Origin of the sequence: Burkholderia pseudomultivorans, from assembly GCF_902499075.1 — a bacterium.
GTDB lineage: Bacteria > Pseudomonadota > Gammaproteobacteria > Burkholderiales > Burkholderiaceae > Burkholderia > Burkholderia pseudomultivorans.
The window spans coordinates 1-25,214 of the sequence record NZ_CABVPP010000003.1; the positions used below are offsets into that span (position 1 = coordinate 1).

Here is a 25,214-nt window from a genome sequence, read left to right on the forward strand (position 1 = left end):
GGCCGCGACGCCGCTGGCGGCCGCGCCTGCGACACCCGCGCCCGCGCCTGCGCCGACGCCTGCCGCGCCCGTCCGCGAAACCGCGCCGATCGGCGACGCGGCCTATCTGCGCAACCCGGCGCCCGACTATCCGGCGTTCGCGCAGGACCAGGGCTGGGAAGGGCGCGTCGTGCTGCGCGTGCACGTGCTTGCGAACGGCTCGCCCGACTCGGTCGAGGTGAAGACGAGCAGCGGCCGGCGCGTGCTCGACAACGCGGCGCTTGCCGCCGTCCGGCGCTGGACCTTCGTGCCCGCGAAACGCGGCGACGAGGCCGTCGACGGCTGGGTAAACGTGCCGATCGATTTCAAGCTGGGCTGACCCACGGATCAGCTCGTCACATCTTCAAGGGAATGCAAACCATGAACGGTATCTCGACCACTTTCATCGTCCAGGGCGCGCTCTGGCTGCTCGTCATCTTCTCCGTCGTCACGTGGACGCTGATCGTCGTGAAGGCGATCCAGAGCCTGCGCGCGAGCGCGCGCAACCGGCGTTACACGAAGGCGTTCTGGGCTGCGAACAGCTTCCAGGAAGCGGCCGCGCTCGACGGCGCGAACAGCCCCGCAGGCGAGCTCGCGGCCACCGGCTTCGACGTGCTGCGGCGCGCCGACGAGGGCAACGCGCACGACCTCGAACACAGCTGGAACCGCCACGACCTACTCGAACGCCATCTGCGCCAGCAGATCCAGCACGCACGCCGCCGCGAGGAAGCGGGGCTCGCGGTGCTCGCGTCGATCGGCAGCACCGCGCCGTTCGTCGGGCTGTTCGGCACCGTGTTCGGCATCATCCATGCGCTGACCGCGATCACGCACAGCGCGTCGGCGAGCATCGACGTCGTTGCCGGACCGATCGGCGAAGCGCTCGTCGCGACCGGCATCGGCATCGCGGTCGCCGTGCCGGCCGTGCTCGCGTACAACTTCTTCGTGCGGCGCGTGAAGGCCGCGTCGGCCGATCTCGACGCGTTCGCGACCGACTTCGTCACGCTCGCGCAGAAGGCCGGCTTCCGCGTGCCGGCCGCTGCGGCTGCGCCGGCGCGCCGCGCGACCGAAACCCGTCAGGAGGCGTTCGCATAATGGCTTTCTCGTCCTCTTCCGACAACGACGACGTGCTCAGCGAAATCAACATCACGCCGCTCGTCGACGTGATGCTGGTGCTGCTCGTCGCCTTCATCGTCACCGCGCCGCTGCTGAACAACGCGGTCCACGTGAACCTGCCGAACACGGTCGCGACCGCGCCCGCCGATCGCAAGCCGAACGTCACCGTGAGCGTCGACGACAAGGGCGTCGTCTATCTCGACAAGCGCGCGGTCGCGCTCGCTGCGGTGCCGGCCGAGCTCGCGGCGCTGAAGGCGGGCCGGCCCGACGTCGCGCTCGACCTGCAGGCGGACGAGCACGTGCCGTACGGCACGGTCGCGAAGCTGATGGCCGCGATCGAGCATGCGGGCATCACGCGGCTGTCGGTGCTGACCGCGCCACGCGGCTGATGCGGCTTTCCACGACTCCTTTACCGAACGCATTCATGAGCACCACGGCTTCACACAAGGTCCAGTCGATCTGGTACACGCGCTGTCCCGTGCCGACGCCGCTCGGCATCGCCGCGCATCTCGGCTGGCTCGACAGCGAATTCGCCGGCGACGGCATCACCGTGCGCGCGCTGCAGGAGAGCCAGCACGCGACGCTGCATCACGCGCATATCGATCATTCGCTCGACAACGCGTTCCGGCAGGGCGGCAGCATTCCCGCGCTGTGGGCGCGCGCGGCCGGCGCGGACACGCGCGCGATCGCGCTGACCTGGGTCGACGAGGCGCAGGCGATCGTCGCGCTGCCGGAAGCCGGGCTGAAGCGGCCGAGGGACCTGCGCGGCCGGCGTATCGGACTGCCGCGCCGCGACGGCGAGCGGATCGACATCTTCCGTGCGGCCGCGCTGCGCGGCTTCGTCAGCGCGCTGTCGCTCGACGGGCTCGGCGCCGCCGACGTCGAATGGGTCGACGTGCCCGCGTCGAACCTGCGTGCACCGGTGCCGACGCCGGCGACCCGCGAGGCGGCGTTCAGCCATCCCGCGAGCCTGTCGAGCCGCCGGCTCTATGCGGCCGAGGCGGCCGCGCTGGTGCGTGGCGACGTCGATGCGATCTACGTGAAGGGCTCGCTCGGCCTCGAAACCGCACATCTGATCGGCGCGCAGCCGGTCGTCGACATCGGCTTCCATCCGGATCCGCAAATCCGCATCAACAATGGTTCGCCGCGGCCGCTGACCGTCAACGCGTCGACGCTCGACCGGCATCCGGACATCGTCAGCCGCTTTCTCGCGCGCGTGACCGACGTCGAAGGCTGGGCGCGCGACCACGAACACGAAGTGCTCGGCTACCTCGGCCGAGAGACGGGCTCGGGCCACGACTGGCTGCGGCTTGCCTACGGCGCCGACGTGCATCGGCGCCTGCGCACGGATCTCGACGACGCGTCGATCGCCGCGCTCGACGATTTCAAGCGCTTCCTCGTCGACTGGCATTTCTTGCCGGCCGATTTCGACATGCGCGCATGGATCGACCGGCGCGCGTTCGACGGCATCGCGGCGCTGTCTCGCGACGCGGCGCGGTGAGCACGGCGAACCGCGTCGCCGGCGCATGGCTGCGCGAGCGCTTCACGGGCGGCTTCATGCTGCTCGCGCTCGCGAGCGGCACGACGATCAGCATGGCGCAGCTCGCGACGACGCTCTATGCGTTGCAGCTCGGCGTCGACAGCGCGAAGCTCGGCATCATCGCGGCGATGGAACCGCTCGGTATCGCGCTGATGACGCTGCCGGCCGGGCTGCTCATCGTCCGTTACGGCGCGCGGCGCGTGTATTTCACCGCGAGCCTCGGACCGATGCTGCTGAACCTTGTCGTGCCGTTTACCGGCGCATGGCCGCTGATCGCGCTTACGCAATGGCTGATCGGACTGTGCATCCCGTTTCGCATCGTATCGATCGGCGGTGTGTTTCTCGCGCGCCTCGCGCAGATCGGCGTCGCGCGCGCCGGCTGGTATCGCGCGGCGATGTCGGTCGGCACCGGCATGACGGGGCCGTGGCTCGCGAGCTGGCTGATCGGCGCGCACGGGCCGGTCGCGACGTTCTGCGCAGTGTCGGCGAGTTTCGCAGGGATGGCGCTGTTCAGCCGCGCGCTGCTCGGCGATGCGGATACCGCTGCGTCGGGCGCCGCGCATCCCGGCACGGGCGGCCTGCGCGCGCTGCTGTCGCTCGCGAACCATCGCGACGTGCGGGAACAGCTCGCAACCGAAGCCGTGAACAGCGCGACGCGCTCGCTGGCCGGCACCTACACGGTCGTGCTCGCGATCCAGTATCTGCGTCTGTCGCAGACGCAGGCGGTCGCGCTGCTGACGCTGCAAGGCGTCGTCGCCGTGGTCGCGTTGTTCGGGCTCGGCCGCGTCGCGTCGCGCTGGGGCGACGCGCGCTGCTACGCATTGAGTGTCGCGGGCGGCGTCACGGGACTGCTCGCGCTCGGCCTCGCGCGCGAGGCGTGGATCGTCGGCGCGGGGCTGGCCGCACTGTGCGCGGGCTCGTCGCTGCTGCATCTCGTCAACATGCAGCGCCTTGGCCGTCATCCCGTCGACAAGAGCCAGGTATCGAGCCTCTACAACCTCGCGTCGATGACGGGCGCGTTCTGCGGCCCGCTCGCCGGTAGCGCGCTTGCGCCGATGGTCGGGTTGCCGTCGGTGTTTCTGTGCTGGCTGCCGGTGGTGGGCATCAGTGCAGTCATGCTGCGGCGCGCGCGGCGCGATGCCGCGCTGCCGCTGTCCGCGGATGCGCGATGACGCCTTGCGATGCGACACGCGAGTGTTGCGTGGCAAACACCCCGACACCACCTCACAGATGCGCAGGCAGCAACGGCTCGTCGTGCGTGCGGCGCAAACCCCCGTGCCGTGGGCATGTCGATGCTGGCATCCGAATTGCAATACCCAACGTGGTGCGTCGCGCACGCACATGCGTTCAACCGATCAAACAGGATAACTCATCGATGTTCAGGAAAAAAGTAATCGTCACCGCGCTGGGGGGACTGCTGACGGGCGGCTTCGTATCGATGCCCGCATGGGCGGAAGACGGCGCGACGACGGCGGGGACGCCGGACGCAAACCCGGCGCAGCAGGCTGCCGCCGATGCGGCTTCCCTGCCGTCGCGGAAGAAGAGCGCGACCACCGCGCATGAAACGAACCTCGGCGCGGTGACGGTGACCGCGCGCCGGCGCAAGGAGAGCATCCAGGACGTGCCGGTTGCGGTCAGCGCAATCGGCGGCGACGCGATCAGGAACAACGAGCTGCGCGTGGTCAACGACGTGACGAAGTACGTGCCGAACTTCACCGGCCAGTCGACCGAAGGCCGCGAGCGGCCGCGCTGGTTCCTGCGCGGCGTCGGCAGCAACGATCCGTCGGACCTGTCGCTGAGCCCGATCGGCGTCTATTTCGACGACGTGTATATCAATAGCGTGTTCGGGCAGGGCTTCCCGCTGTTCGATCTCGACCGCATCGAAGTGCTGCGCGGGCCGCAGGGCACGCTGTGGGGCAAGAATACCGTCGGCGGCGCGCTCAGCATCACGTCGCAGAAGCCGACGTTCGACGTGAGCGGCTACGGCAAGCTTGGCATCGGCCAGTACAACAGCCGGCTCGCGGAAGCCGCGATCGGCGGGCCGATCGGCAACAACGACGTGCTCGCCGCGCGCGTGTCGGTGTATCACGAGAACGCCGACAGCTTCTATACGAACACCGTGCAGCAGGGCCGCTTCGGCGGCTTCCACGACAACGCGGTGCGTTTCCAGGTGCTGGCCGTGCCGACGTCGGATACCGACTTCCTGTTCAACATCCACGGCCGAAACTATACGGGCGGCGGCAATGCGTGGCATGCGGAAGGTGCTGGGCCGAGCGGCGCGAACCAGTTCGGCTTCGTCGGGTCGAGCGATCCGTATACGGTGTCGCTCAACGCGCCGTCGAGCGATCACATCTCGACCTGGGGCACGTCGCTGACTGCGCACTGGCGCATCAATCCGGCCGTGACGCTGACGTCGATCACCGCGTTCGAAGGGCTGCATCGCTGGTATCAGGACGACGAGGACTATTCGCCGTTCGACGCCGCGCGTACGCACGACCGGCTGTCGAGTCGCCAGTTTTCGCAGGAGTTCCGTCTCGAATCGCCGCAGAACGACCGGCTGAGCTGGCTCGTCGGCACGCACCTGTTCACCGAGCAGCTCGCGGAGCAGGGCGCGGGCGGCGGGCTGCCCGGCTCGCCGTCGCCAGCGTACTATCACCTGACCGACCTCACGCAGCATACGCAGAGCGCGGCGATCTTCGGCAGCGTCAAGTACCGCTTCACCGACCGCTTCAACGTGACGGCCGGGCTGCGTTACACGATCGAGCGCAAGAACATCAACCTGACTGGGCTGCAGGATACCGGCAACGTGACGTTCAGCGATCCGAACAGCTGGTGGTCGCCGTCGTCGGTGTCGTCGCCGCTCGCGGTCAGCGCGCGGCAGAACCAGACGAACACGTGGCGCGCGCCGACCTGGGACTTTACGCCCGAATACGCGCTCGCCAGCAACGTGCGTGCGTACTTCCGCTATGCGCGCGGCTTCCGATCGGGCGGTTACAACGGCAACGCGTATACGCAAAGCACGGTGTCGACCGTGTCGCCGGAATACCTGACCGACTATGAAGTGGGGATCAAGAGCGAGTGGTTCGACAAGCGCCTAATCGTCAACGCGAGCGTGTTCCACTACGACTACCGCGACATCCAGGTCTTCGCGCTCGCGCCGAACCCGTTCGGCGGGCCGCCGGTGTCGACGCTGTCGAACGCGGGGCAGGGACGCGCGGACGGCTTCGAGCTCGAACTGAAGGCGCAGCCGATCAACAGCCTCTACCTGTTTGCGAACCTCGGGATGCTGAATACGCGCTACACCGAGTTCCGCTACGTGCCGACCGCGGTCGGCAACTCGTTCGCGCGGTCGCCGCATACGACGATCAACGCGGGCTTCGATTACCGCGTGCCGGTGTCGTTCGGCACGCTGACGGCCGGCGGCGACGTCAACTACCGCAGCCGCGAATACTTCAGCGCGACGCGGCAGACCTTGCCGCAGCTCTGGCAGGGCGGCTATACGGTGCTGAACGCGCATGTGTCGTACACGACGCCGAACCAGAAGTACATCGTGACGGGCTATGTGACGAACCTGACCAACAAGGTCTACAAGAAGCTCGAACTGTTGCCGTCGTATGGCGCGTATCCGGTGCTGTACGGTGATCCGCGCACGGTCGGGATCACGCTGACCGCGAAGATCTGACGCAGGACCCCGCGGCGATGACGAGCGACGTGACGCGGCGCGGTGGCGCGTCGCGTTCGCCCCGCATCAGATCATCAGCGACACCGTCCTGAACAGCGCCAGGTCCTCCTTGCGCGCCGAGCGCGCATGCCGGCGGATCACCTGCAGCAGGCAGTCGATGAAGCAGCGCGCCGCGTCGCTCAGCGTGCTGCTGCGCCGCGTGACGATGCCGAGTTCGCGCGGCTCGAAGGTCTCCTGCAGCGACAGCGCCCGCATCCGTTCGCCGAAGGTCGGCACCGCGGCCAGGATCGTCGGGCACCACGTGCACATGTCGGCCTGTTCGAGCATCGTCTGCAGCATCGACACCGATTGCGCGCGCACGATGCGCCGTTCGTCGAGCTGCGCGCCGTGGCGCGTGAACAGGTAGTCGACGAGCGCGGTCTGGCCGTCGGCCGTCGAATTCAGCACCCAGTCGTCGTCGAGCAGTTCGTGGATCGACCGCGCACGCTCGCGCGGATGACCGGCGCGCACCATCACCGACGTGTCGTAGCGCAGCATCGGCTCGAACGCGAATTCCTGCGCGCTGCCGCCCGGCTGCACGTGGCCGAGCGCGAAATCCATGCTGCCGTCGCGCAGCAGCGGCTGCGCGACGGCCATCAGCGCTTCGTAGAGTTCGAGCCGCACGTCGGGCATCCGCTCGCGAAAGCGCAGCACCGTTTCCGCGAGGAAGGTCAGCGTCAGCCACGGCGTGACGCCGACGCTCAGCCGCCCCTCGATGCGACCGCGCATCTGCGCGAGATCGTCGTGCGCGTGTTCGAGCTGCTTGAGCACCAGCTTCGCATGCGTCAGCAGCGCCTTTCCATATGCGGTGAAGCCGATGCCTTCCGGCGCGCGCACGAGCAGCGGCAGCCGCTCGCCGGCCTCCAGTTCGCGCAGCGCGCGCGTGACGGCCGCCTGCGACAGCCCGAGCGTGCGCGCCGCGCCGCGGATGCTTCCGGCTTCGGCGCTCGCGACGAGCGCCTGCAGTTGATGCAGTTTCATGGTGCGATACCTGACAACCAAATGTTGTCATCATAACGAAACCGGGGCTGTTCGCCGGGATTTTCGCTGCATACGATCCTGCCACGATCCGCCATCCCGGCGATCGGCGACGACAGGCATCGAGGAGTATCGGGGTTGAATCCAGCACGCATTCCACCTGAAATGGCGGCGATCGAGGCCGACATGATCGCGCTGCGGCGCCGGCTGCACGCGCATCCGGAACTCGGCTTCCAGGAGCACGCGACCAGCGATCTGGTGGCCGAATGCCTGACAACATGGGGTTATCGGGTCACACGCGGCCTCGGCGGCACGGGCGTGGTCGGCACGCTCGCGCGCGGCGCCGGCAAGCGGCTCGGGCTGCGCGCGGACATGGACGCGCTGCCGATCGTCGAGACGACCGGGCTGCCGCACGCAAGCCGCCGCGAAGGCGTGATGCACGCATGCGGCCACGACGGCCACACGGCGATGCTGCTGGCCGCCGCGCGCTGCCTCGCGCAGCGCGAGCGTTTCCACGGCACGCTGAACCTGATTTTCCAGCCGGCCGAGGAAGGGCTCGGCGGCGCGAAGCGGATGCTCGACGACGGGCTGTTCGAGCAGTTCCCGTGCGACGCGGTGTTCGCGATGCACAACGTGCCGGGCCTGCCGGCCGGCGTGCTCGGCTTCTGCGACGGCGCCGCGATGGCCTCGGCCGACGAGGTGCGCGTGCGCGTGACCGGGCGCGGCGGGCACGGCGCGGCGCCGCACACGACGATCGATCCGGTGGTCGTGTGCGCATCGATCGTGATGGCGCTGCAGACGATCGTGTCGCGCAACGTGAACCCGCAGGAGCTGGCGATCGTCACGGCCGGCTCGATCCACGCGGGCACCGCGTCGAACGTGATTCCTCCGCATGCGGAACTCGAACTGAGCGTGCGCGCGCTGTCGCCGGACGTGCGTGCGCTGCTCGAGCGGCGCATCCACGAGATCGTGCACGGACAGGCCGCGAGCTACGGTGCGACGGCCGAGATCGACTACCGGCACGGCTATCCGGTGCTGGTCAATCATCCTGAGGAAACGGCGTTCGCGCGCGACGTCGCGCGCGAATGGGGCGGCGACGATTCGCTGATCCCGCATCTGCGGCCGATCGCGGCCAGCGAGGATTTCGCGTTCATGCTGAACGCGTGCCGCGGCAGCTACCTGTCGATCGGCAACGGCGAGGGCGCGGCCGGCTGCGGGCTGCACAACCCCGGCTACGACTTCAACGACGCGTGCCTCGCGACGGGCGCGAGCTACTGGGTCGCGCTGGCCGAGCGCTACCTCGCGTGACGCGCCGGACGATTTCGATTCACACAAGGAGACTGGCAATGAAGAAATGGACGATGGCGCTCGCGGTGGCGCTGGCGGCAGGAGCGGCGCATGCCGGCGACTGGACGGGCAAGGAGATCCGCCTCGCGGTCGATCCGACCTACCCGCCGCTCGAATACAAGCTGCCCGACGGCACGCTGACCGGATTCGGCATCGATATTACGAACGCGCTGTGCGCGGAGCTGCATGCGCGCTGCGTGTGGGTCGAATCGAGCTTCGACGGGATGATTCCGGGGCTGCTCGCGCGCAAGTTCGACGTGATCGCGTCGTCGATGACGATCACGCCGAAGCGGGCGCAGCAGATCGCGTTCACGAACCGGATCTCGAATGCGCCCGCGCGGCTGATCGCGCGCAAGGGCTCGCCGCTGCTGCCGAGCGCGGATTCGCTGAAAGGCAAGCGCATCGGCGTCGAGCAGGGCTCCGCGCAGGCCGACTACGCGATCGCGAACTGGCAGCCGGCCGGCGCGCAGATCGTGTCGTACCAGAATCAGGACCAGGTCTATGCCGACCTCGTCACCGGGCGTCTCGACGCGGCGTTCCAGGCCTCGATCGCGGCCAGCGACGGCTTCCTGAAGAAGCCGCAGGGCAAGGATTTCGCGTTCGTCGGCGCGCCGATCGACGACGTCAAGTATTTCGGACAGGGCGACGGGCTCGGCCTGCGCAAGCAGGACACCGACCTGCGCGAGGCGTTCAATCGCGCGCTCGCGACGATTCTCGCGAACGGCACGTATCAGCGGATCAACCGCAAGTACTTCGACTTCGACATCTACGGCGCGAAGTAAGCGGGAAGGGGGCCCGGCGCGTGCGCTACGCGCCGGGAACGGCAGGGGAACGATGCCCGACGACGGGCGAACGACGATTCGCATCGCGCGAGGCATCAAAAAATGAATAAGGATCACGAATGAACTGGAGACTGGCTTTCGTCGCGATTCCGGCGCTGTGTGCGGCGCCCGCGTTCGCGCAGAGCAACGTGACGCTGTACGGCCTCGTCGATGCGGGCATCGACTATACGAACAACGTCGGCGGCCACAGCGCGTGGCAGATGGCAAGCGGCTTCGCGCAGGGCAGCCGCTGGGGCCTGAAGGGCACCGAGGACCTGGGCGGCGGCTACAGCGCGCTGTTCCAGATCGAGAACGGCTTCAACGTGAACAGCGGCACGCTCGCGCAGGGCGGCCGCATGTTCGGGCGGCAGGCGTATGTCGGGCTCGGCAGCACGCGTTACGGCACGCTGACGCTCGGCCGCCAGTACGATTCGGTCGTCGACTATCTCGCGCCGACGACCGCGAACGGAAGCTGGGGCGTCTACCCGTTCTCGCATCCGCTCGACAACGACAACACCGGCAACACGTTCCGCGTGAACAACACGGTGAAATACGCGAGCCCGGACTTCGCCGGCTTCTCGTTCGGCGGCACGTACAGCTTCAGCAACGACACGGGCTTCGCGAACAACCGTCAATGGAGTGTCGGCGCGCAGTACGAGCACGGCGGGCTGCTGGTCGGCGCGGCGTTCCTGAACGCGAATAACCCGGGCGCGACCTCGGGCGGCGCGATCGCCGGATCGGGCTCGGTCGGGGCCGACGCGAACTTCGTGTCGTCGCGGCTGCGGATTTTCGGCGCGGGCGTCAACTATACGGCGGGGCCGGCGACGGTCGGGTTCGCGTACACGAACAGCAACGTCACGCGGCCAAGCGCGAACGTCGGCTACCTGTTCGGCGACGAGACGATCGAGCCGGTGACGGGCCCGCTTGCCGGCGGAACGGTCACGTCGATCAAGTACCAGAACTTCGAAGTCAACGGCAAGTATCAGTTCACGCCCGCGTTCTTTGTCGGTGCGCAGTACGTGTACACGACGGTGCGCTACGACGCGACGACCGGCACCGCGAAGCCGAAGATCCATTCGATCGGGCTGATGGCCGACTACAACCTGTCGAAGCGCACGGACCTGTACGTGATGGGCGCCTACCAGCGCGTCGCCGGCGACGCGACGGGCTCGTCGCTCGATCAGGCGTATATCCCGGGCGCGGCGGACCTGTCGTCGACGTCGAAGCAGGTGATGGTGCACGCGGGGATCCGGCACAAGTTCTGAGCGGACAATGCAGCAGCGGCGGCGCGATCGCGCCGCCGCTCATTCTGCATCCGCCGCCTGACGGGTGCGTCGCCGGCGCGCATGATGGCCGCATCGCAACCGTTTCGGAAAACCCATGAGCGTGGCCGACGCATCGGATCTCGGTCGCAAGCCCGGCTGGCTGCGCGCAGCGCCTGTGCTGTTCCTGCTGCTGTGGTCGGGCGGCTTCGTGTTCCTGAAGCTCGGCTTGCGCGATGCGGACCCGCTGACGTTTCTCGCGCTGCGCTATGCCTGTGTCGTCGCGCTGCTCGCCGGCGCGGTGCTGGTGATCCTCGCGCGAGGCTCGGTCGCGATCGCGTCGCCGTGGGCGCTCGCGTTCGCGCTGGCGGTGCTCGGCGAGACGATCGGCGCGCTCGCATGGCCCGGCATGGCGCTGGCGGCAGCCGGGCTGTATCTCGTGATGCGCTACTGAGCGACGGGCGTGTGCACGCAGCCTGTCGCGCACCGGCATGCCGATATCTCACATATCGAGACGGCTTCCCGATAATTGACGCGATTTTCCCGTCACTCCTAGACTGCATTGCATGACGTCGCGCACCACGCGGCGCGACGCTGCTGCCGGCCGTGCGCGAAGCCGCGCCGGCCGGCGACACGATCCAGGAGACACATCGATGACCGCTGCCGTCCCGCAGTTGCACGCCGCGACGATGCGGCGCCTGAACCTGCGCCTCATTCCGTTCCTGATGCTGCTGTACCTCGTCGCGTACATCGACCGCTCGAACATCTCGGTCGCCGCGCTGCAGATGAACGCCGACCTCGGCCTCAGTGCGGAAATGTACGGGCTCGGCGCCGGGCTGTTCTACGTGACGTACATCCTGTTCGAAGTGCCGAGCAACCTGTTTCTTGCGCGCGTCGGCGCACGCCGCTGGATCGCGCGCATCATGATCACGTGGGGCATCGTCGCGGCCGCGATGAGCGCCGTGCGCACGCCCGGCGAACTCTACGCGATGCGCCTGCTGCTCGGTGCGGCCGAGGCCGGCTTCACGCCAGGGATCATCTACTACCTGTCCGCGTGGTATCCGGCGAGCGATCGCGCGCGTGCGATGTCGTTCTTCTATATCGGCGCGACGCTTGCGTCGGTGATCGGATTGCCGCTGTCCGGCGCGCTGCTGAACCTGAACGGCGTGTTCGGCGTCGAGGGCTGGCGCTGGCTGTTCCTGCTCGAAGGCGTGCCGGCGCTGCTGCTCGGCATCGTCGTGCTGCGCCGTCTGCCCGATACGCCCGCGCATGCGCGCTGGCTGCCGGCCGACGAACGCGCGTGGCTCGAGGCGACGCTGCGCGACAGTGCGCCGCGCGAGCACCTGTCGCACGGTGTCGCGCTGCGCCGCGCGTTCGGCGACGGCAAGGTGTGGGCGCTGGCCGCGTTCTGGCTGCTGCAGGCGTTCGGCACGATCGGCCTGACGCTGTTCCTGCCGCTGCTGGTGAAGAGCCTGTCCGGGCAATCGAGTTTTGCGGCCGGCAGCCTGTCGGCGCTGCCGTTCCTGTTCGCGTGTGTCGCGATGTATGTGAACGGCCGGCATTCGGATCTCGGCGGCGAGCGTGCGCTGCATCTCGGCGTGCCGATGCTGCTCGCCGGCGCGTTGCTCGCGGGCGCGATCTACACGCCTGTGCTGCCCGTCGCGTATGCGCTGCTGGTGCTCGCGGTCGGTTTCAACTGGGCGGCGACGCCGGTGTTCTGGGCCGTGACGACCGAGTATGTATCGGGGCTGACGGCGGCCGCGTCGATCGCGTTGATCAACGCGGTCGCGAATATCGCAGGCCTGGCGCTGCCGCCGGTGATGGGGCGGATCAAGGACGTCACGCATTCGTACGATCTCGCGCTGCTGCTCGTTGCGGTCGCGCTGCTCGCGGGCGGCGTGCTCGGCTTGCGGATCGCGTCGCGGCGTGCGATGCCGATGACGGAGCGGCGGGTGTGAGGCGCGGGCGGGAAGGTGGGGCGATGAATCCGCTTCGAGGAGAGACGCCCGGACGCCGCGCATGATGCGGGCGGCGACCGGGCGTGGCCGACTCGATGCGACATGAGTCGCGGTCGGCGGCGAGCCGCCGACCTGCCGGCGACGATCAGAACCTCGGCGCGAACGCGAGATTGAACGCGGCCGGCTGCGCGAACATCGGCGGCATCGCTATCGTGCCGAACGTCGGGACCACGGGCGCCGGAATCGGCCTGAACGCGAACGGCGGCGTGACGAACGGGCGGCTCGGGATGAACACGGCCGGCGGGAATGCCGGCATCGGCGGGAACACCGAGACGGCGATCGGCGGAACGAATGGGTTCGCGACCGGTGGCCGGATTTGCGGTTGAGCAGGTTTCTCGGCAATGACGACCGGCGGAGTCGGCGCGATCGGTTTTTCCGCGACCGGCGCCGAGGTTTCCGGTTGAGTGGGCTTCTCTGCGATCACGACGGGCGGAGTCGGCGCGATCGGCTTTTCCGCGATCGGCGCCGAGGTTTCCGGCTGAGCGGGCTTCTCTGCGACAACAACCGGCGACGTCGGCGCGACCGGTTTTTCCGCCACCGGTGTGGCAGTTTCAGGCTCAACAGGCTTCTCTACGACAACAACGGGCGCAGTCGGCGCGACCGGCTTGTCACCCACCGGCGCCGCCGCCTCCGGCCGCTTCATGAACTGCACCAGTTCGCCCAGATTGGTCATCCCGCCCATCCGGTTGATCCGGCCGTAGCTGCTGATCCGGCCACTGCGTTCGTTCACCAGCGAGCCCATCAGGCTCATCGAGCCATCCGCGTGCATGGCGCCGGCATTGCTCACGCTGCCCATCGACGACAGCGCGCCGTCGCTCTCGATCCGGCCGGTCGATGCGTTGCGCAGGTTGCCCATCAAGCTGAGCCCGCTGCCGGCACGCACGGTGCCGGCGTTGTCGAGATTGCCGTCGATCGCGACGCCACCGCCCGTCAGGCTCGCGCCGTTCTGCACCTGCACGCGTCCGTCCGACAGGATCGAGATCCCGCCCGTGACCGCATCGACCTTGCCGGCGAGATTGACGCCGACACCCGCCGACGAGCCGTGCATCGTAATGCCGGACGCATGCATGCTGCCGAGCGCCGACACGTCGATTGCGACGTCGGGCACCGCACCGTCGGCCCGGCTTGAGACTTGGCTGCTCCCCGGCCGTTCGACGTCCGCCGTGCCGCGGTGCGCGACGAGCGTCGCCCGGCGCGCGTGCAGCGCCGCATTGACCTTGAGCGTGCGGGAGACCAGGTCGAGCTGGTCGACGTTGCGTGCGTCGAGTCCGGCGCCGTCGATCGAGATGCGACCGTTTTCGGTGCGGAACCGGCGGATCGTGCCGCCGTCGTCGAATTCCGTGGTGCCGGCGACGAGCGATACACGGTTCGCGTTGATGAAGCTGCCGCCGTCGATGCTGATGCCGTTCGGATTCGCGACGATCACGCGCGCGCGTTGCCCCGCGACTTCCGTCGCGCCTGCCAGCACCGATGCATTGACGCCCGTTACCTGGTTCAGGATCACCGACGCGGGCGCGCCGCCGAGCAGCGCATTGCCGTCGATGCGGCCCGCAAGCTGCGTATCGACTGCCGACGTGCTGTTGTTCAGCACGAGGCCGGCCGGATTGACGTTGTACTCGGTGAAGCGATTGTGCGAAATGCCGGCGCTGTCGGGCGCCGTGATGTTGACGATCGGCGTGCCGTTCGCCGCGGTCGCGAGCGCCGGGCGATTCGCGGCGGACGGATCGACGACGAGCGGCGCTGCCTGAGCATGCGCGAGCTGCGCGGCGAGCAGCGGCATCGTGCATGCGAGCGCGGCGACCAGCGCGCGGCGCGTGCCGGGCCGGGGCGAAGGGCGGTGTGCTTGGGTGGTGTGTTGCATGGTCTTCCCGATGGTGGTGGTTCGAAGGGCCGGCGCGGCGCAGGCCGGGCCGTGGCGGGCCGTCGCGGGGCGCGGCCGCGGGCGGATGGCGATCTACATCACATGTTTCCTCCATGACGAACGACAGGCGCGCATGCGCGCGAAAATCAGAAGCGGGCCGTCAGCGTCACGTCGAGCGCGACCGCGGCCGTCTGCAGCGACGCGGGTTTGCGCAGCGGCACGCCGAGCGCGACGCCGTAGCCGAGCAGCCGGTCGCCGCCGCGCATGCCGATCGCGGCGCCGACGAGCGTGCGTCCCGCCCGTCCGGCGCCCTCCGACGCGCCGGCGCCGGCCACGCGGCCCGCGTCGAGCGCGGCATAGATTTCGTTTGCGCCGAACGCGCCTGTCGCGAGTTCGTTGCGCCAGGTCCAGCCGCTCGCGCCGGCGAGCGTGTGATTGCCGTCGAAGCCGCGCACCGTGTAGCGGCCGCCGATCTGCATGAACTCGGTCGACGGCGCGGTGCCGGGCGCATGCTGAAGCAGCAAGGCGCCGCGATAGCCGACGCGGCGCGGCCCGATGCGGAAGCGCGCGTCGCCGCCGAGCGTCGCGGTGAGGATCCGGTAACGGCCGTCCCACGAAGGCCGGTCGTTGACGCGGCCCGGATGCGCGCTGAGCCCCGCGACGCTGCCGCGCATGCCGAGACCCGCGTCGATCGAGCCGTTCGCGAGCTTCTCGCGATGCGCGATGCCGACGTCGTAGCCGACGATGTCGCGCCGGTACACATCGAGCTCGGTCGGGCCGAGCCAGCTGCGATCCTCGCGCCGCGACAGGCGCAATCGCAGCGTGGTCTTGCCGTGGCTCGACCGGTGCGGCACGAATGCGAGCCCGGCCTCGTAGCGGCGCGTGCGCTGCGCGAGCGGCGGCCCGGCGATGCCGCGCGCATCGGCGGGCAGCGTCTGTCGCGACGTCCATTCGCTGACGCCGAACGACACCGATGCGTAGCCGGCCGGCACGTTCCAGGCGGCGCTTTTTGCCTGCGAGCCGAGCGCCTTGTCGCGCAGCGCGGCATCGGTGTTGTAGGTGGCGACGAACTGGTCGTAGAGGTGCAGCGGCGAATCGATCGCGACGATCGCGCCGAGCTGGTTGCGTCCTGTCGCGTCGAGCCCCGCGTTGTCGGCGGTCGCGATGAAGCGAACGCGGCGCGCGGCATCGGGATGGCGGACGACGATGTCGGTGTCGCCGAGCGTCGCGCCGGGCACGAGCTCGAATGCGGTCGCGGCCTGGCCGGGCAGCCGCCGCACGTTCTCGAGCGCCTGGTCGAGATCGCGAACGTTGAGCAGTCCGCGAGCGTGTTGCGGGAAGAGGGCGGCGGGCCGGCCGATCCGGCCGTGTTCGTCGCGAATCGCACCGATGCGGCCGGGCAGGATGTCGACGACGAGCCGGCCGCTCGACAGATCCTGTTCCGGAATGCCGGCCGCGGACGTGATATAGCCGCGCGCGATCAGCCGGCGCGTGACCCGGTCGCGCAGCATGCGCAGACCGTGCGGACCGATGCACACGGGTTCGGGCGGCGCTTCGCGCGCCAGCCACGGAAACGCGTCGGCGCCCCGCCATTCGATCGTATGGACCGCGAAGCATGGCGATTCGACCGGCAGCGTTGACGAATCGGATGCACGCGGCGCTCGCGCGGACAGCGCGTCCGGCGACGGTGCGAGCTGTTCCCGCAACCGGTCGATCTGCTGCTCCTGGTGGCGCGTAGCGTCCGAAAGCGACGGGATCGGGCGACTGTCCTGGGCGGTGGACGCAATGCAGCGCAACAATAATGCGGCAGCGCATATTGCTCGCACTGCGCAAATCGAGTTACGCATGTCCGGAGGGAGAGTGGGATGAAATCTCGCGGATTTTATCTTGCGTGATTTATTTTGGTGCGGTTGTTTTTATGGGATAAGCGGTGGGGATTTTGTATCTACATGAATAACCAGAGATTTTTGCTTGATATTGAGATTGGGGAAGTGTGGAGTTGTTGTTTTTTGGTTCGATTGTTTTGATCTTTAAAGTTCAGATTTGTATGGGTTTGGAGTGTGAGATTTTTGAATTTATATGATTTGCTGTCCGAGTCTTGTCGGTAAATTAATCGTTAATTTACGAATAAGAGCGTAAATCCAATAAGACAAGTTCGAACGCGCGTCCGGATCCGGATTCCGGGGATCACCAGATTCCCCATGCGCGGCACACGCGACGACGCACCTGCCCGGCGCACCCACCCGTGCCGCGATGCCCGGCCATTCGGCTGTCCCGATATTCCACCCGCCCGTTTGCTTGTGACGATTCGGACTTTGGCCGCCGCGTGCCCGGCGCTACCATCGCCGATCCCGATCATCAGGTGATACAAGCATGAGCCTCTCCGCGTCACGTCTGGTCCCGTTCCGTTTGCGCGTCGTCGGCGCGATCGCCGCCGGCGCGCTGTCGCTCGCCTCGTGCGGCGGCGTCGGCGAAAGCACGCCGCCGCAGGCCGATGCGACGCCGGCGGCGAAGCACCCGAACATCCTGTACATCATGGCCGACGACCTCGGCTACTCCGACATCCATGCGTTCGGCGGCGAGATCGATACGCCGAACCTCGACGCGCTGGTCGCGTCGGGCCGCATCCTGTCGAACCACCATACGGGCACGGTGTGCGCGATCACGCGCGCGATGCTGATTTCAGGCACCGATCACCATCTGGTCGGCGAGGGCACGATGGGCGTGCCGACCGACGAGCGGCGCGGACTGCCCGGCTACGAGGGCTACCTGAACGACCGCGCGCTGTCGGTCGCGCAGCTGCTGAAGGATGCCGGCTACCACACGTATATCGCGGGCAAGTGGCATATCGGCTCGGGGATCGTCGGCAGCGCGACCGGCAGCGGGCAGACGCCCGACCAGTGGGGCTTCGAGCGCAGCTACGTGCTGCTCGGCGGCGCGGCGACCAACCACTTCGCGCACGAGCCGGCCGGCTCGTCGAACTACACCGAGGACGGCCGCTACGTGCAGCCGGGCCAGCCCGGGCAGCCGGGCGGCGCGGGCGGCAGCCCGGCCGTGTTCTATTCGACGAACTTCTATACGCAGAAGCTGATCGAGTACATCGATTCGAACCGGCAGGACGGCAAGCCGTTCTTCGCGTACGCGGCGTACACGTCGCCGCACTGGCCGCTGCAGGTGCCGGACCCGTGGCTGCACAAGTACGCGGGCGTCTACGATGCTGGCTACGACGCGATCCGCAACGCGCGGATCGCACGGCAAAAGGCGCTCGGCCTGATTCCGGCCGACTTCAAGCCGTTCGACGGCCTGCCCGAGACGACCACCGCGTCGCCCGCGACGGCGAACGACGGCACCGCGAACGCGAAGTACATCAGCGCCGTGCATTCGGCGGCCGACGGCTACAGCGACTACGGCGCGGGCAAGGTCGACAAGCGGTGGGCGAGCCTGTCGCCGGCCGAGCGCAAGGCGCAGGCGCGCTACATGGAGATCTATGCGGGGATGGTCGAGAACCTCGACTACAACATCGGCCTGCTGATCCAGCACCTGAAGGACATCGGCGAGTACGACAACACCTTCATCATGTTCCAGTCGGACAACGGCGCGGAAGGCTGGCCGATCGATTCGGGCGCGGACCCGACCGCGACCGATACCGCGAACGCGCAGGAGCCGACCTATTCGGCGCTCGGCACCGACAACGGCAAGCAGAACGCGCAGCGGCTGCAGTACGGGCTGCGCTGGGCCGAGGTCAGCGCGACGCCGTTCCGGCTCACGAAGGGTTATTCGGCCGAAGGCGGCGTATCGACGCCGACGATCGTCCATCTGCCGGGTCAGGCGCAGCAGTTGCCGACGCTGCGCGCGTTCACGCACGTGACCGACAACACCGCGACCTTCCTCGCGGTCGCGGGCGTCACGCCGCCGTCGCAGCCGGCGCCGCCGCTCGTCAATACGCTGACGGGCGTCGACCAGAACAAGGGCAAGGTCGTCTACAACAACCGCTACGTGTATCCGGTCACGGGCCAGTCGCTGCTGCCGGTGCTGACCGGCAGCGCCGCCGGCGAGGTGCATACGACGCCGTTCGGCGACGAAGCCTACGGCCGCGCGTACCTGCGCAGCGCCGACGGCCGCTGGAAGGCGCTGTGGACCGAACCGCCGCTCGGGCCGCTCGACGGGCACTGGCAGCTCTACGATCTCGCGTCGGACCGCGGCGAGACGACCGACGTGTCCGCGCAGAATCCGTCGGTGATCCAGACGCTGGTCGCCCAGTGGAAGACCTACATGAGCAACGTCGGCGGCGTCGAGCCGCTGCGTCCGCGCGGCTACTACTGAGGATCGGGCGATGCGGTTCTGGACGATCGGCGCGGCGGGCGGCGTCGCGTTGTTTGCCGCGGCGTTCGCGGCCGGCTATGCGCATTCGCCGGCGTCGCCGGACAGCGCGTTCGACGGCGCGAATCGCGGCCGTGCGCTCGCGCCGCTCGGCTCGGAGCGGCAGTGCGAGCGCTATTCGGGAGTGCCGGCGAACTGGCGCGACGATCCGAAGGCCGGGATGGTGCACCTGGCCGGCGGCGCATTCGTGTTCGGCAGCACGCGCGGCTACGCGGACGAGCGGCCGTCCGGCGACGGCAGGACGCGCGTCGGCGGGTTCTGGATCGACCAGACCGACGTGACGGTCGCGCAGTTCGCCGCGTTCGTGCAGGCGACCGGCTACGTGACCGAGGCCGAGCAGCAGGGCGGCGCGGCCGTGTTCCACGTGCCGACGCGCGACGAGCTGAATGCGCGCGACCTCGCCTGGTGGTCGTGGGTGAAGGGCGCGTCGTGGCGTCATCCGCGCGGTCCCGGCAGCGCTATCGACGGGCGCGGCAACCTGCCGGTCACGCTCGTCACGCAGCGCGATGCGCTCGCCTACGCGCACTGGCTCGGCCGCGACCTGCCGACCGAGGCCGAATGGGAATACGCGGGCAAGGCCGGCCGCGACGACGCGTCGCTCGACGCGGCGCCGCGCGACGCGCAGGGCAAGCCGGCCGCGAACTACTGGCAGGGGCCGTTTCCGGTGCTCGACACGGCGGAGGACGGCCATGCGGGGCTCGCGCCGGTCGGCTGCTATGCGGCGAACGGCTTCCGGCTCTACGACATGATCGGCAATGCATGGGAGTGGACCAAGGACGTCTACACCGGTCCGCACCAGTCGCATACGAACGGCGACACGGCGGCCGTCGCACCGGCGACGCGCCGGCACGATACGCCGATGGTCATCAAGGGCGGCTCGTTCCTGTGCTCGCGCGACTATTGCGTGCGCTACCGCGCGTCGTCGCGCGAGCAGCAGGAAGCCGATCTCGGCGCGTCGCACATCGGGTTCCGCACGATCCTGAGGGATGCATCGTGACGCGCATCGGGAATGGCATCGCGGTATTGCTGTTGACCGTCGCGGGTTTTGCCGGGTTTGCGCCGGGTGTCGCGCAGGCAGCGGAGGCCGGCGCGCCGCGCGTGCGGGTCGGCGTGACGCGCGGCGTACACGCGCAGATCATGGACGAAGTGAAACGGGTCGCCGCGTCGCGCGGGCTCGACATCGATGTCGTCGAATTCGGCGACGCGTCGCGCATCGACGCCGCGCTGGCCGACGGCCGCATCGATGCGGCGAGCTTCGAGGACGCGCAGCAGCTCGCGGCGACGCGTCGCGCGAACGGCTATGCGCTGACCGAAGTCGCGCCGACCGTCACGCTGCCGATGGCGCTCTATTCGCGCAAGCTGACGAGCCTGAACGCGTTGCAGCCGGGCGCGACCGTCGCGATCCCGGCCGACCCGCGCGGGATGGCGCGTGCGCTGATCCTGCTGCAGAACGACACGCTGCTGACGCTGCGCGAACGGGCCGGCCTGCATCCGACGCTGCGCGACGTGACGGGCAACCGGCTCGGGCTGAAGCTCGTCGCACTGCGCGGCGACCGCCTCTACGCGGCGCTCGATACGGCCGCGTTCGTCGCGATCGACAACGACGACGCAACGCGCGCCGGCCTGCAACCCGCACGCGACAGCATCGGCATCGAGGACGCGCGCTCGCCGTATGCGAACGTGCTGACGGTGCGCGACGCCGATCGCGCGAAGCCGTGGGTCGCGCAGCTCGTCGCCGCGTATCACTCCGACGACGTCGCGCGCTTCATCCTGACGCGCTACCAGGACTCGGTGCGACGGCCGTGGTAGACACGTACGCGCTGGCCTGCAATGCATGCGGCCGCTGCTGCAACAGCGCGCCGACGCTGTCGCTGCGCGAGCTGTTCCGGCATCGGCAACGCTTCGTCGGCGCGCTGACGATTCATCGCGTGCCGAAGCGGCGGATCGGCGAGCGCTGGCTGGCGGGCGGCCGCGAACATCTGCTCGATGCGGACGACGTTGCGGCCTGCGATGCGCTTGCGGATACGCTGTTCCATCGTGTCGGCGGCGCGTGCGGCGATTGGCTCGCGCTGACGCTGCAGGGCTACGACTATCCGTCGCTGGGCCGCTGTCCGGCGCTGGCCGACGACGGCCGGTGCAGCGTACATGCCGACAAACCGTCGATCTGCGGCGCGGTGCCGCTCGATCCGATGCTGCCGGACCGGCTGCAGCCGCAGGTGCTTGCCGGGCGGCGTGCGGAAGCGGCGTGGCTGGGCGCGCAGTGCATTGTCGGCGATGCACGTGCGGCGGATGCGGCGTTCGCGACGCCGCTGCTGACGGCGGGGCGCATCGCCGATCGCGCGGCGCTCGATGCGTATCGCGATGCGCTCGTGTTCGAGCGCGCGGTGTGGCGCGACGCGGTGTCCGCGTCGCTGCTCGGCGACGGGAAGGCGGGGAGCGATCTGACGACGCGGCTCGCGCCCGGCGCTTACCTGACCATGTCGATGGTGCCCGTGCTGCTGGCGGTCGCGTCGATCTCCGCGCATTGCCGCGCGCTGTGCATCGATTTCATCGGCGCTCAGCTCGCGCTGATCGATGCGCGCGTCGACGCGGCGCTCGCACGCCGTCGTCTCGACGACCGGCCCGCGACACGCGAACTGCGCGCGTTCGCGCAGGCTTTCGAGCGCGCGCGGCAGGCGCTGGTCGCGATGCCGGCGCCTGCCGCCGGCGCGAACGACGATGCCGCGCGCATCGAGGGCTGGCTCGGCGCCGAACCGCTTGCGACGTGACGGGCGCGGCGCGCCGCGCATGCCTTACACTCGACGCTCTTTCCATCGTGTCGGACGAGGCGCACATGTACGCATCGACTTTCATCTTTCGGGCCGGTCGGTATGACGACGAGTTTCACCGGCTCGACCGGCAGATCGCCGACCTCGCGCGCGCGACGCCCGGCTATCTCGGCGAGGAGACGTGGGAGAACGTCGAGGCGGGGCTGATCCAGAACGTCTACTACTGGGAATCGGAAGAAGCGCTGCAGCAGTTGATGCGGGATCCTGCGCATCGGGAGGCGAAGGCGAAGCAGGCGCGCTGGCTGGACGGCTATCGCGTCGTGATCGCGAAGGTGCTGCGCGAGTACGGGGACGGCAATCTCGCGAAGCCGCATACGGGTCAGTCCGCGTAAGCGAAACCGGGCGTCCGCGCTGCGGCGCCCGATGATGTCATCGAGATGATGTGACGGCGTCAATTCGCGTACGCAATGCCGACGGATTGTTTTCATTCGCATTGCATATAAAAACGATCCTGAAAAAATGCGAACGCGGCGCCCGCATTCCGGTTTACCCGATGCCGGGCGCAATCAATTTTTCATCAAGCATGGCTAAGGTGGCGAGGCTTTCCGTCGTCAGCCTGTCCTCCAACATTTCTTCCCACTCGATGTCGTACGGAGCCTTTCCATGCCCAACCTCGCCATGTCCGCGATGCGCCGCCGTGCGCTGCGCGCCCGCACCGTTCCCGCCGTTGCCCTGACGCTGATCGCCGTCAGTATCGGCGCGCAAGCCGCGCCGGATGCCGACGGCAACACCGGCCGTTTCGTGCCGGGCTTCCTGGTGCTCAGTCGCAGCGTCTACGACAACCTGTCGGCCAACGTCCAGCCCGGCGCGATCCTGCCGCCGAACTGCGCGCAGACCACCGGCGGGTGCGGCGCGGCGACCGGCGCGCCAAACGACGGCACGTATCCGTACGTGTGGAACAACGATCTCTACGACGGCAGCTTCGGCATCACGTCGCGCATCTTCCTCGACCAGATCACGCCGGCGGGCGGCCTCGTCAGCACGCTCGAAGTGCCGAACAGCCTGCAGAAGGGTTTTGCGCACGACCAGCTGGTGACCAGCTTCAGCTCGAAGTCCGAACTCGGGCTGCACCTGTCCGCCGACGGCAACTACCTGACGTTCATGGGCTACGTCGCGCCGGTCGACACGATCGACGCGTCGAACTCGAATACGCCGGACGTGGTCGACAAGACGAATCCGGTCGGGCAGAACTTCTATCGCGCGGTGGCGCGCGTCGATCGTCACGGGCACTTCCGTTTCACCGAGACCAACGCGTACAGCGGCAACAACGGACGCGCGGCAATCCTGAACAATCTCGGCGGCCGCGACATCTACTACACGTCGGGCAATGCCGGCAACGGCGCGAATCCGCAGCCGCACGGCGTGATCCTCGGCGCGGGCGCCCAGTTCATCGACGCATCGAAGCATCATGAAGCGCAGCAGAACCCGGGCGCGCCGACGCCGCTCGCGAGCTTCTCGGTCACGCAGCTCGGCGCGAAGGCCGACAAGATCGGCAAGGACGACAACTTCCGCGGGATCGCGGTGCACGACAACGTCGTGTACTACACGAAGGGCAGCGGCAGCAACGGCGTGAATACCGTGTACTTCGTCGATACGACGGGCGCCGCGTGCCCGTCGGGTGTCGGCGTGCCGTCGCCGAAGGCCGCGCTGCCGACCGCGCCGCTCGCGTTCAACCCCGCCACGCTGCAGACGACGGGGCTGCCGAGCAACATGTGCGTGCTGGCCGGCTTCCCGTCGACGCCGAACAAGAGTGCGACGACGCTGTCCTATCCGTTCGGGATCTGGTTCGCCGACGCGAACACGCTGTATGTCGCCGACGAGGGCGACGGCTACACGGGCGGCCAGGACCTGTATTCGCACGCGGCGGCGCAGACCGGCGCGGGTCTGCAGAAGTGGGTATACGACGCGACCGCGAAGCAATGGAAGCTGGCGTACACGCTGCAGAACGGCCTGAATCTCGGTACGCCGTATTCGGTGGCCGGCTACCCGACCGGCAACAATGCGGCGACAGGGTTGCCGTGGGCGCCGGCGACGGACGGCCTGCGCAACCTGACGGGCCGCGTCGAACCCGACGGCACGGTCACGATCTGGGCGATCACGTCGACGGTCAGCGGCAACGGCGACGTCGGCGCGGACCCGAACCGGCTGGTCGCGGTGCGCGACGTGCTGCGCAATACGAGCGCGTCGGCGGCCGCGCACGAGCAGTTCGCGGTGTTGCGGACGGCGAAGTTCGCGGAAGTGCTGCGCGGCGTCGAGTTCGCGCCGGGCACCGATCCGGGCCGGTCGCACTGACCGGCGCGATTGCGGGCAATCCGCGCGGCAACGTCGAACCGGTCGATCGGGGCGACAGCGCTTGTCGCGCCTCACAGCGCTTCGACGAGCCGCCGGTTGCTCTTCTCGCAGTACTCGTGACACGCCGCGCGCGCGGCGATCGACGCGCCGTGCACGAACCGCGGCGCGTCGGCGCGCCGCGACATCGACACGACGATCGACGGCGGCGACGGCTGCAGCGGCAGTTCGACCACTTCGCCGCTTTCGATCAGCGCATCGACAAACAACCCGGGAATCGCCGCGACGCCGAACCCGTCGCGCACGAGCTGCACGATCACCGAGATCGACGGCGACCCGGTGATCCGCGTTTCCGACAACGGCACGCCGTGCGCGTGCGCGAGCGTGCGCACGATGTCCTCCAGCGCGCGGTGGGGCGCGGTGCCGCGCCCGTAGGTCAGGATCGGCTGCCGCAGCACCTGCCGCGCGAGGCCCGTGCGCGTATTCGGCAGCAGCCCCGCGCGCGCGATCCAGCGCACCGGATAGTTCGCGAGCGCGTCGCAGACGACCGATGCCTCGTCGCTGCCCTCGACGCGGATGATCAGGTCGAGCTCGCCCGCCATCAGTCTGCGCTGCAGCACGACGCTGACGTCGACGGTCAGGTCGATCTCGAGCTGCGGATAGTCGGCCGCGAGGCGGCGCAGATAGTGCGGCAGCCAGCTGTGCACGACCGTCTCGATCACGCCGAGCCGCAGCTTGCCGCGCAGCGCGCTTTCGCCGGACGCGGCCGCCTGCAGTTCGTGCGTCGCCTCGACGACGGCCTGCGCATAGCCGAGCAGGTACTCGCCATTCGGCGTGAGCCGGAATTCGCGGCTGTCGCGATCGACGAGGACGGTCTGCAGTTCGTCCTCGAGCGCCTTGATGCGCTGCGAGATCGCGGCCGGCGTCGCGTGCAGCGCGGCGGCCGTCGTGCGGAAATTGCGCAGTTTCGCGAGCGTGACGAAGGTTTCGAGGAAACGCGTGTTCATGGCGATCGGAAAAGCGGTGGGCGCGCAGCTT

General features: G+C 68.6%; 21 protein-coding genes. 17 read left to right on the plus strand and 4 right to left on the minus strand.

The genetic code is table 11. The annotated features are described in order from the left end of the window. The 6 genes from BST28156_RS03535 to BST28156_RS03560 form a co-directional block, all read left to right on the plus strand. A partial coding sequence (locus BST28156_RS03535) for an energy transducer TonB (RefSeq protein WP_254596340.1) occupies window positions 1–358 on the plus strand: 358 nt, incomplete at its 5' end. 41 nt (window positions 359–399) lie between these two features. Beyond that, a complete protein-coding gene (locus BST28156_RS03540; RefSeq protein ID WP_174901498.1) occupies window positions 400–1,110 on the plus strand; it encodes a MotA/TolQ/ExbB proton channel family protein in 711 nt (236 codons plus the stop codon). Next, window positions 1,110–1,520 carry an ExbD/TolR family protein gene (locus BST28156_RS03545; RefSeq protein ID WP_009694203.1) on the plus strand — a complete coding sequence of 137 codons (411 nt, stop codon included), beginning with the start codon at window positions 1,110–1,112 and terminating at the stop codon, window positions 1,518–1,520. Before BST28156_RS03540 ends, BST28156_RS03545 begins: the two co-directional genes overlap by 1 nt. A gap of 35 nt (window positions 1,521–1,555) precedes the next feature. Next, the gene (locus BST28156_RS03550) at window positions 1,556–2,632 is read left to right on the plus strand and encodes an ABC transporter substrate-binding protein (RefSeq protein WP_059480965.1); all 1,077 of its coding nucleotides are present in this window, start codon (window positions 1,556–1,558) and stop codon (window positions 2,630–2,632) included. Further along, window positions 2,629–3,843 carry an MFS transporter gene (locus BST28156_RS03555; RefSeq protein WP_174901499.1) on the plus strand — a complete coding sequence of 405 codons (1,215 nt, stop codon included), beginning with the start codon at window positions 2,629–2,631 and terminating at the stop codon, window positions 3,841–3,843. The genes BST28156_RS03550 and BST28156_RS03555 overlap by 4 nt, the downstream gene beginning before the upstream one ends. 203 nt (window positions 3,844–4,046) lie before the next feature. Next, entirely contained in the window at window positions 4,047–6,353 is a 2,307-nt protein-coding gene (locus tag BST28156_RS03560; RefSeq protein WP_174901500.1) for a TonB-dependent receptor, read from the plus strand. 66 nt (window positions 6,354–6,419) lie between these two features. On the opposite strand, the gene BST28156_RS03565 is transcribed toward BST28156_RS03560, so the two are convergent. Next, window positions 6,420–7,373: a LysR substrate-binding domain-containing protein gene (locus BST28156_RS03565; RefSeq protein ID WP_060247563.1), complete on the minus strand. Its 954-nt coding sequence runs from the start codon at window positions 7,371–7,373 to the stop codon at window positions 6,420–6,422. A 135-nt stretch (window positions 7,374–7,508) separates the two neighbouring features. Here BST28156_RS03565 and BST28156_RS03570 point away from each other — a divergent pair, with 135 nt between their 5' ends. The 5 genes from BST28156_RS03570 (at window position 7,509) to BST28156_RS03590 (ending at window position 12,758) form a co-directional block, all read left to right on the plus strand. Next, a complete protein-coding gene (locus tag BST28156_RS03570; protein WP_174901501.1) occupies window positions 7,509–8,678 on the plus strand; it encodes a M20 aminoacylase family protein in 1,170 nt (389 codons plus the stop codon). A 38-nt stretch (window positions 8,679–8,716) separates the two neighbouring features. Continuing rightward, window positions 8,717–9,499, plus strand: a complete 783-nt coding sequence (locus tag BST28156_RS03575; RefSeq protein ID WP_060247559.1) for an ABC transporter substrate-binding protein — start codon at window positions 8,717–8,719, stop codon at window positions 9,497–9,499. Between the two features lie 119 nt (window positions 9,500–9,618). After that, window positions 9,619–10,803 (plus strand): porin, encoded by a 1,185-nt coding sequence (locus BST28156_RS03580; protein ID WP_060247557.1) that lies wholly within the window; start codon window positions 9,619–9,621, stop codon window positions 10,801–10,803. Window positions 10,804–10,918: 115 nt separating this feature from the next. Next, a complete protein-coding gene (locus tag BST28156_RS03585; RefSeq protein ID WP_174901502.1) occupies window positions 10,919–11,254 on the plus strand; it encodes a hypothetical protein in 336 nt (111 codons plus the stop codon). A 199-nt stretch (window positions 11,255–11,453) separates the two neighbouring features. Then, window positions 11,454–12,758, plus strand: a complete 1,305-nt coding sequence (locus tag BST28156_RS03590) for an MFS transporter (protein WP_174901503.1) — start codon at window positions 11,454–11,456, stop codon at window positions 12,756–12,758. Window positions 12,759–12,903: 145 nt separating this feature from the next. Here the strand turns inward: BST28156_RS03590 and BST28156_RS34950 are convergent, their stop codons facing one another. Both BST28156_RS34950 and BST28156_RS03600 read right to left on the minus strand, forming a co-directional pair. Then, on the minus strand, window positions 12,904–14,679 hold the full coding sequence (locus BST28156_RS34950) for a filamentous hemagglutinin N-terminal domain-containing protein (protein WP_174901504.1): 1,776 nt from the start codon (window positions 14,677–14,679) through the stop codon (window positions 12,904–12,906). 146 nt (window positions 14,680–14,825) lie between these two features. Further along, the gene (locus BST28156_RS03600; RefSeq protein WP_254596341.1) at window positions 14,826–16,385 is read right to left on the minus strand and encodes a ShlB/FhaC/HecB family hemolysin secretion/activation protein; all 1,560 of its coding nucleotides are present in this window, start codon (window positions 16,383–16,385) and stop codon (window positions 14,826–14,828) included. A gap of 667 nt (window positions 16,386–17,052) precedes the next feature. Here BST28156_RS03600 and BST28156_RS03605 point away from each other — a divergent pair. From BST28156_RS03605 to BST28156_RS03630, 6 genes are all read left to right on the plus strand, one after another. Continuing rightward, complete coding sequence (locus BST28156_RS03605) at window positions 17,053–19,002, plus strand: arylsulfatase (RefSeq protein ID WP_174901506.1); 1,950 nt, start codon at window positions 17,053–17,055, stop codon at window positions 19,000–19,002. 10 nt (window positions 19,003–19,012) lie between these two features. Beyond that, complete coding sequence (locus BST28156_RS03610) at window positions 19,013–20,056, plus strand: formylglycine-generating enzyme family protein (protein ID WP_174901507.1); 1,044 nt, start codon at window positions 19,013–19,015, stop codon at window positions 20,054–20,056. Window positions 20,057–20,061: 5 nt separating this feature from the next. Next, window positions 20,062–20,868 carry a MetQ/NlpA family lipoprotein gene (locus BST28156_RS03615; protein WP_174901643.1) on the plus strand — a complete coding sequence of 269 codons (807 nt, stop codon included), beginning with the start codon at window positions 20,062–20,064 and terminating at the stop codon, window positions 20,866–20,868. Next, the gene (locus BST28156_RS03620; protein ID WP_174901508.1) at window positions 20,862–21,827 is read left to right on the plus strand and encodes a YkgJ family cysteine cluster protein; all 966 of its coding nucleotides are present in this window, start codon (window positions 20,862–20,864) and stop codon (window positions 21,825–21,827) included. Before BST28156_RS03615 ends, BST28156_RS03620 begins: the two co-directional genes overlap by 7 nt. Before the next feature lie 65 nt (window positions 21,828–21,892). Further along, a complete protein-coding gene (locus BST28156_RS03625) occupies window positions 21,893–22,219 on the plus strand; it encodes an antibiotic biosynthesis monooxygenase family protein (protein WP_060247619.1) in 327 nt (108 codons plus the stop codon). Between the two features lie 271 nt (window positions 22,220–22,490). After that, the gene (locus BST28156_RS03630; protein WP_174901509.1) at window positions 22,491–24,179 is read left to right on the plus strand and encodes a hypothetical protein; all 1,689 of its coding nucleotides are present in this window, start codon (window positions 22,491–22,493) and stop codon (window positions 24,177–24,179) included. Window positions 24,180–24,250: 71 nt separating this feature from the next. Here the strand turns inward: BST28156_RS03630 and BST28156_RS03635 are convergent, their stop codons facing one another. Further along, the gene (locus tag BST28156_RS03635; protein WP_009694167.1) at window positions 24,251–25,183 is read right to left on the minus strand and encodes a LysR family transcriptional regulator; all 933 of its coding nucleotides are present in this window, start codon (window positions 25,181–25,183) and stop codon (window positions 24,251–24,253) included. Window positions 25,184–25,214: the final 31 nt, after the last annotated feature.

Bases quoted from the DNA above. Each gene is read 5' to 3' on its own strand.
- BST28156_RS03565 (WP_060247563.1), bottom strand. From the start codon at position 7,373: ATGAAACTGCATCAACTGCAGGCGCTCGTCGCGAGCGCCGAAGCCGGA.
- BST28156_RS03635 (WP_009694167.1), bottom strand. From the start codon at position 25,183: ATGAACACGCGTTTCCTCGAAACCTTCGTCACGCTCGCGAAACTGCGC.
- BST28156_RS03630 (WP_174901509.1), top strand. From the start codon at position 22,491: ATGCCCAACCTCGCCATGTCCGCGATGCGCCGCCGTGCGCTGCGCGCC.
- BST28156_RS03580 (WP_060247557.1), top strand. From the start codon at position 9,619: ATGAACTGGAGACTGGCTTTCGTCGCGATTCCGGCGCTGTGTGCGGCG.
- BST28156_RS03540 (WP_174901498.1), top strand. From the start codon at position 400: ATGAACGGTATCTCGACCACTTTCATCGTCCAGGGCGCGCTCTGGCTG.
- BST28156_RS03590 (WP_174901503.1), top strand. From the start codon at position 11,454: ATGACCGCTGCCGTCCCGCAGTTGCACGCCGCGACGATGCGGCGCCTG.
- BST28156_RS03625 (WP_060247619.1), top strand. From the start codon at position 21,893: ATGTACGCATCGACTTTCATCTTTCGGGCCGGTCGGTATGACGACGAG.
- BST28156_RS03560 (WP_174901500.1), top strand. From the start codon at position 4,047: ATGTTCAGGAAAAAAGTAATCGTCACCGCGCTGGGGGGACTGCTGACG.
- BST28156_RS34950 (WP_174901504.1), bottom strand. From the start codon at position 14,679: ATGCAACACACCACCCAAGCACACCGCCCTTCGCCCCGGCCCGGCACG.
- BST28156_RS03585 (WP_174901502.1), top strand. From the start codon at position 10,919: ATGAGCGTGGCCGACGCATCGGATCTCGGTCGCAAGCCCGGCTGGCTG.
- BST28156_RS03545 (WP_009694203.1), top strand. From the start codon at position 1,110: ATGGCTTTCTCGTCCTCTTCCGACAACGACGACGTGCTCAGCGAAATC.
- BST28156_RS03550 (WP_059480965.1), top strand. From the start codon at position 1,556: ATGAGCACCACGGCTTCACACAAGGTCCAGTCGATCTGGTACACGCGC.
- BST28156_RS03605 (WP_174901506.1), top strand. From the start codon at position 17,053: ATGAGCCTCTCCGCGTCACGTCTGGTCCCGTTCCGTTTGCGCGTCGTC.
- BST28156_RS03610 (WP_174901507.1), top strand. From the start codon at position 19,013: ATGCGGTTCTGGACGATCGGCGCGGCGGGCGGCGTCGCGTTGTTTGCC.
- BST28156_RS03575 (WP_060247559.1), top strand. From the start codon at position 8,717: ATGAAGAAATGGACGATGGCGCTCGCGGTGGCGCTGGCGGCAGGAGCG.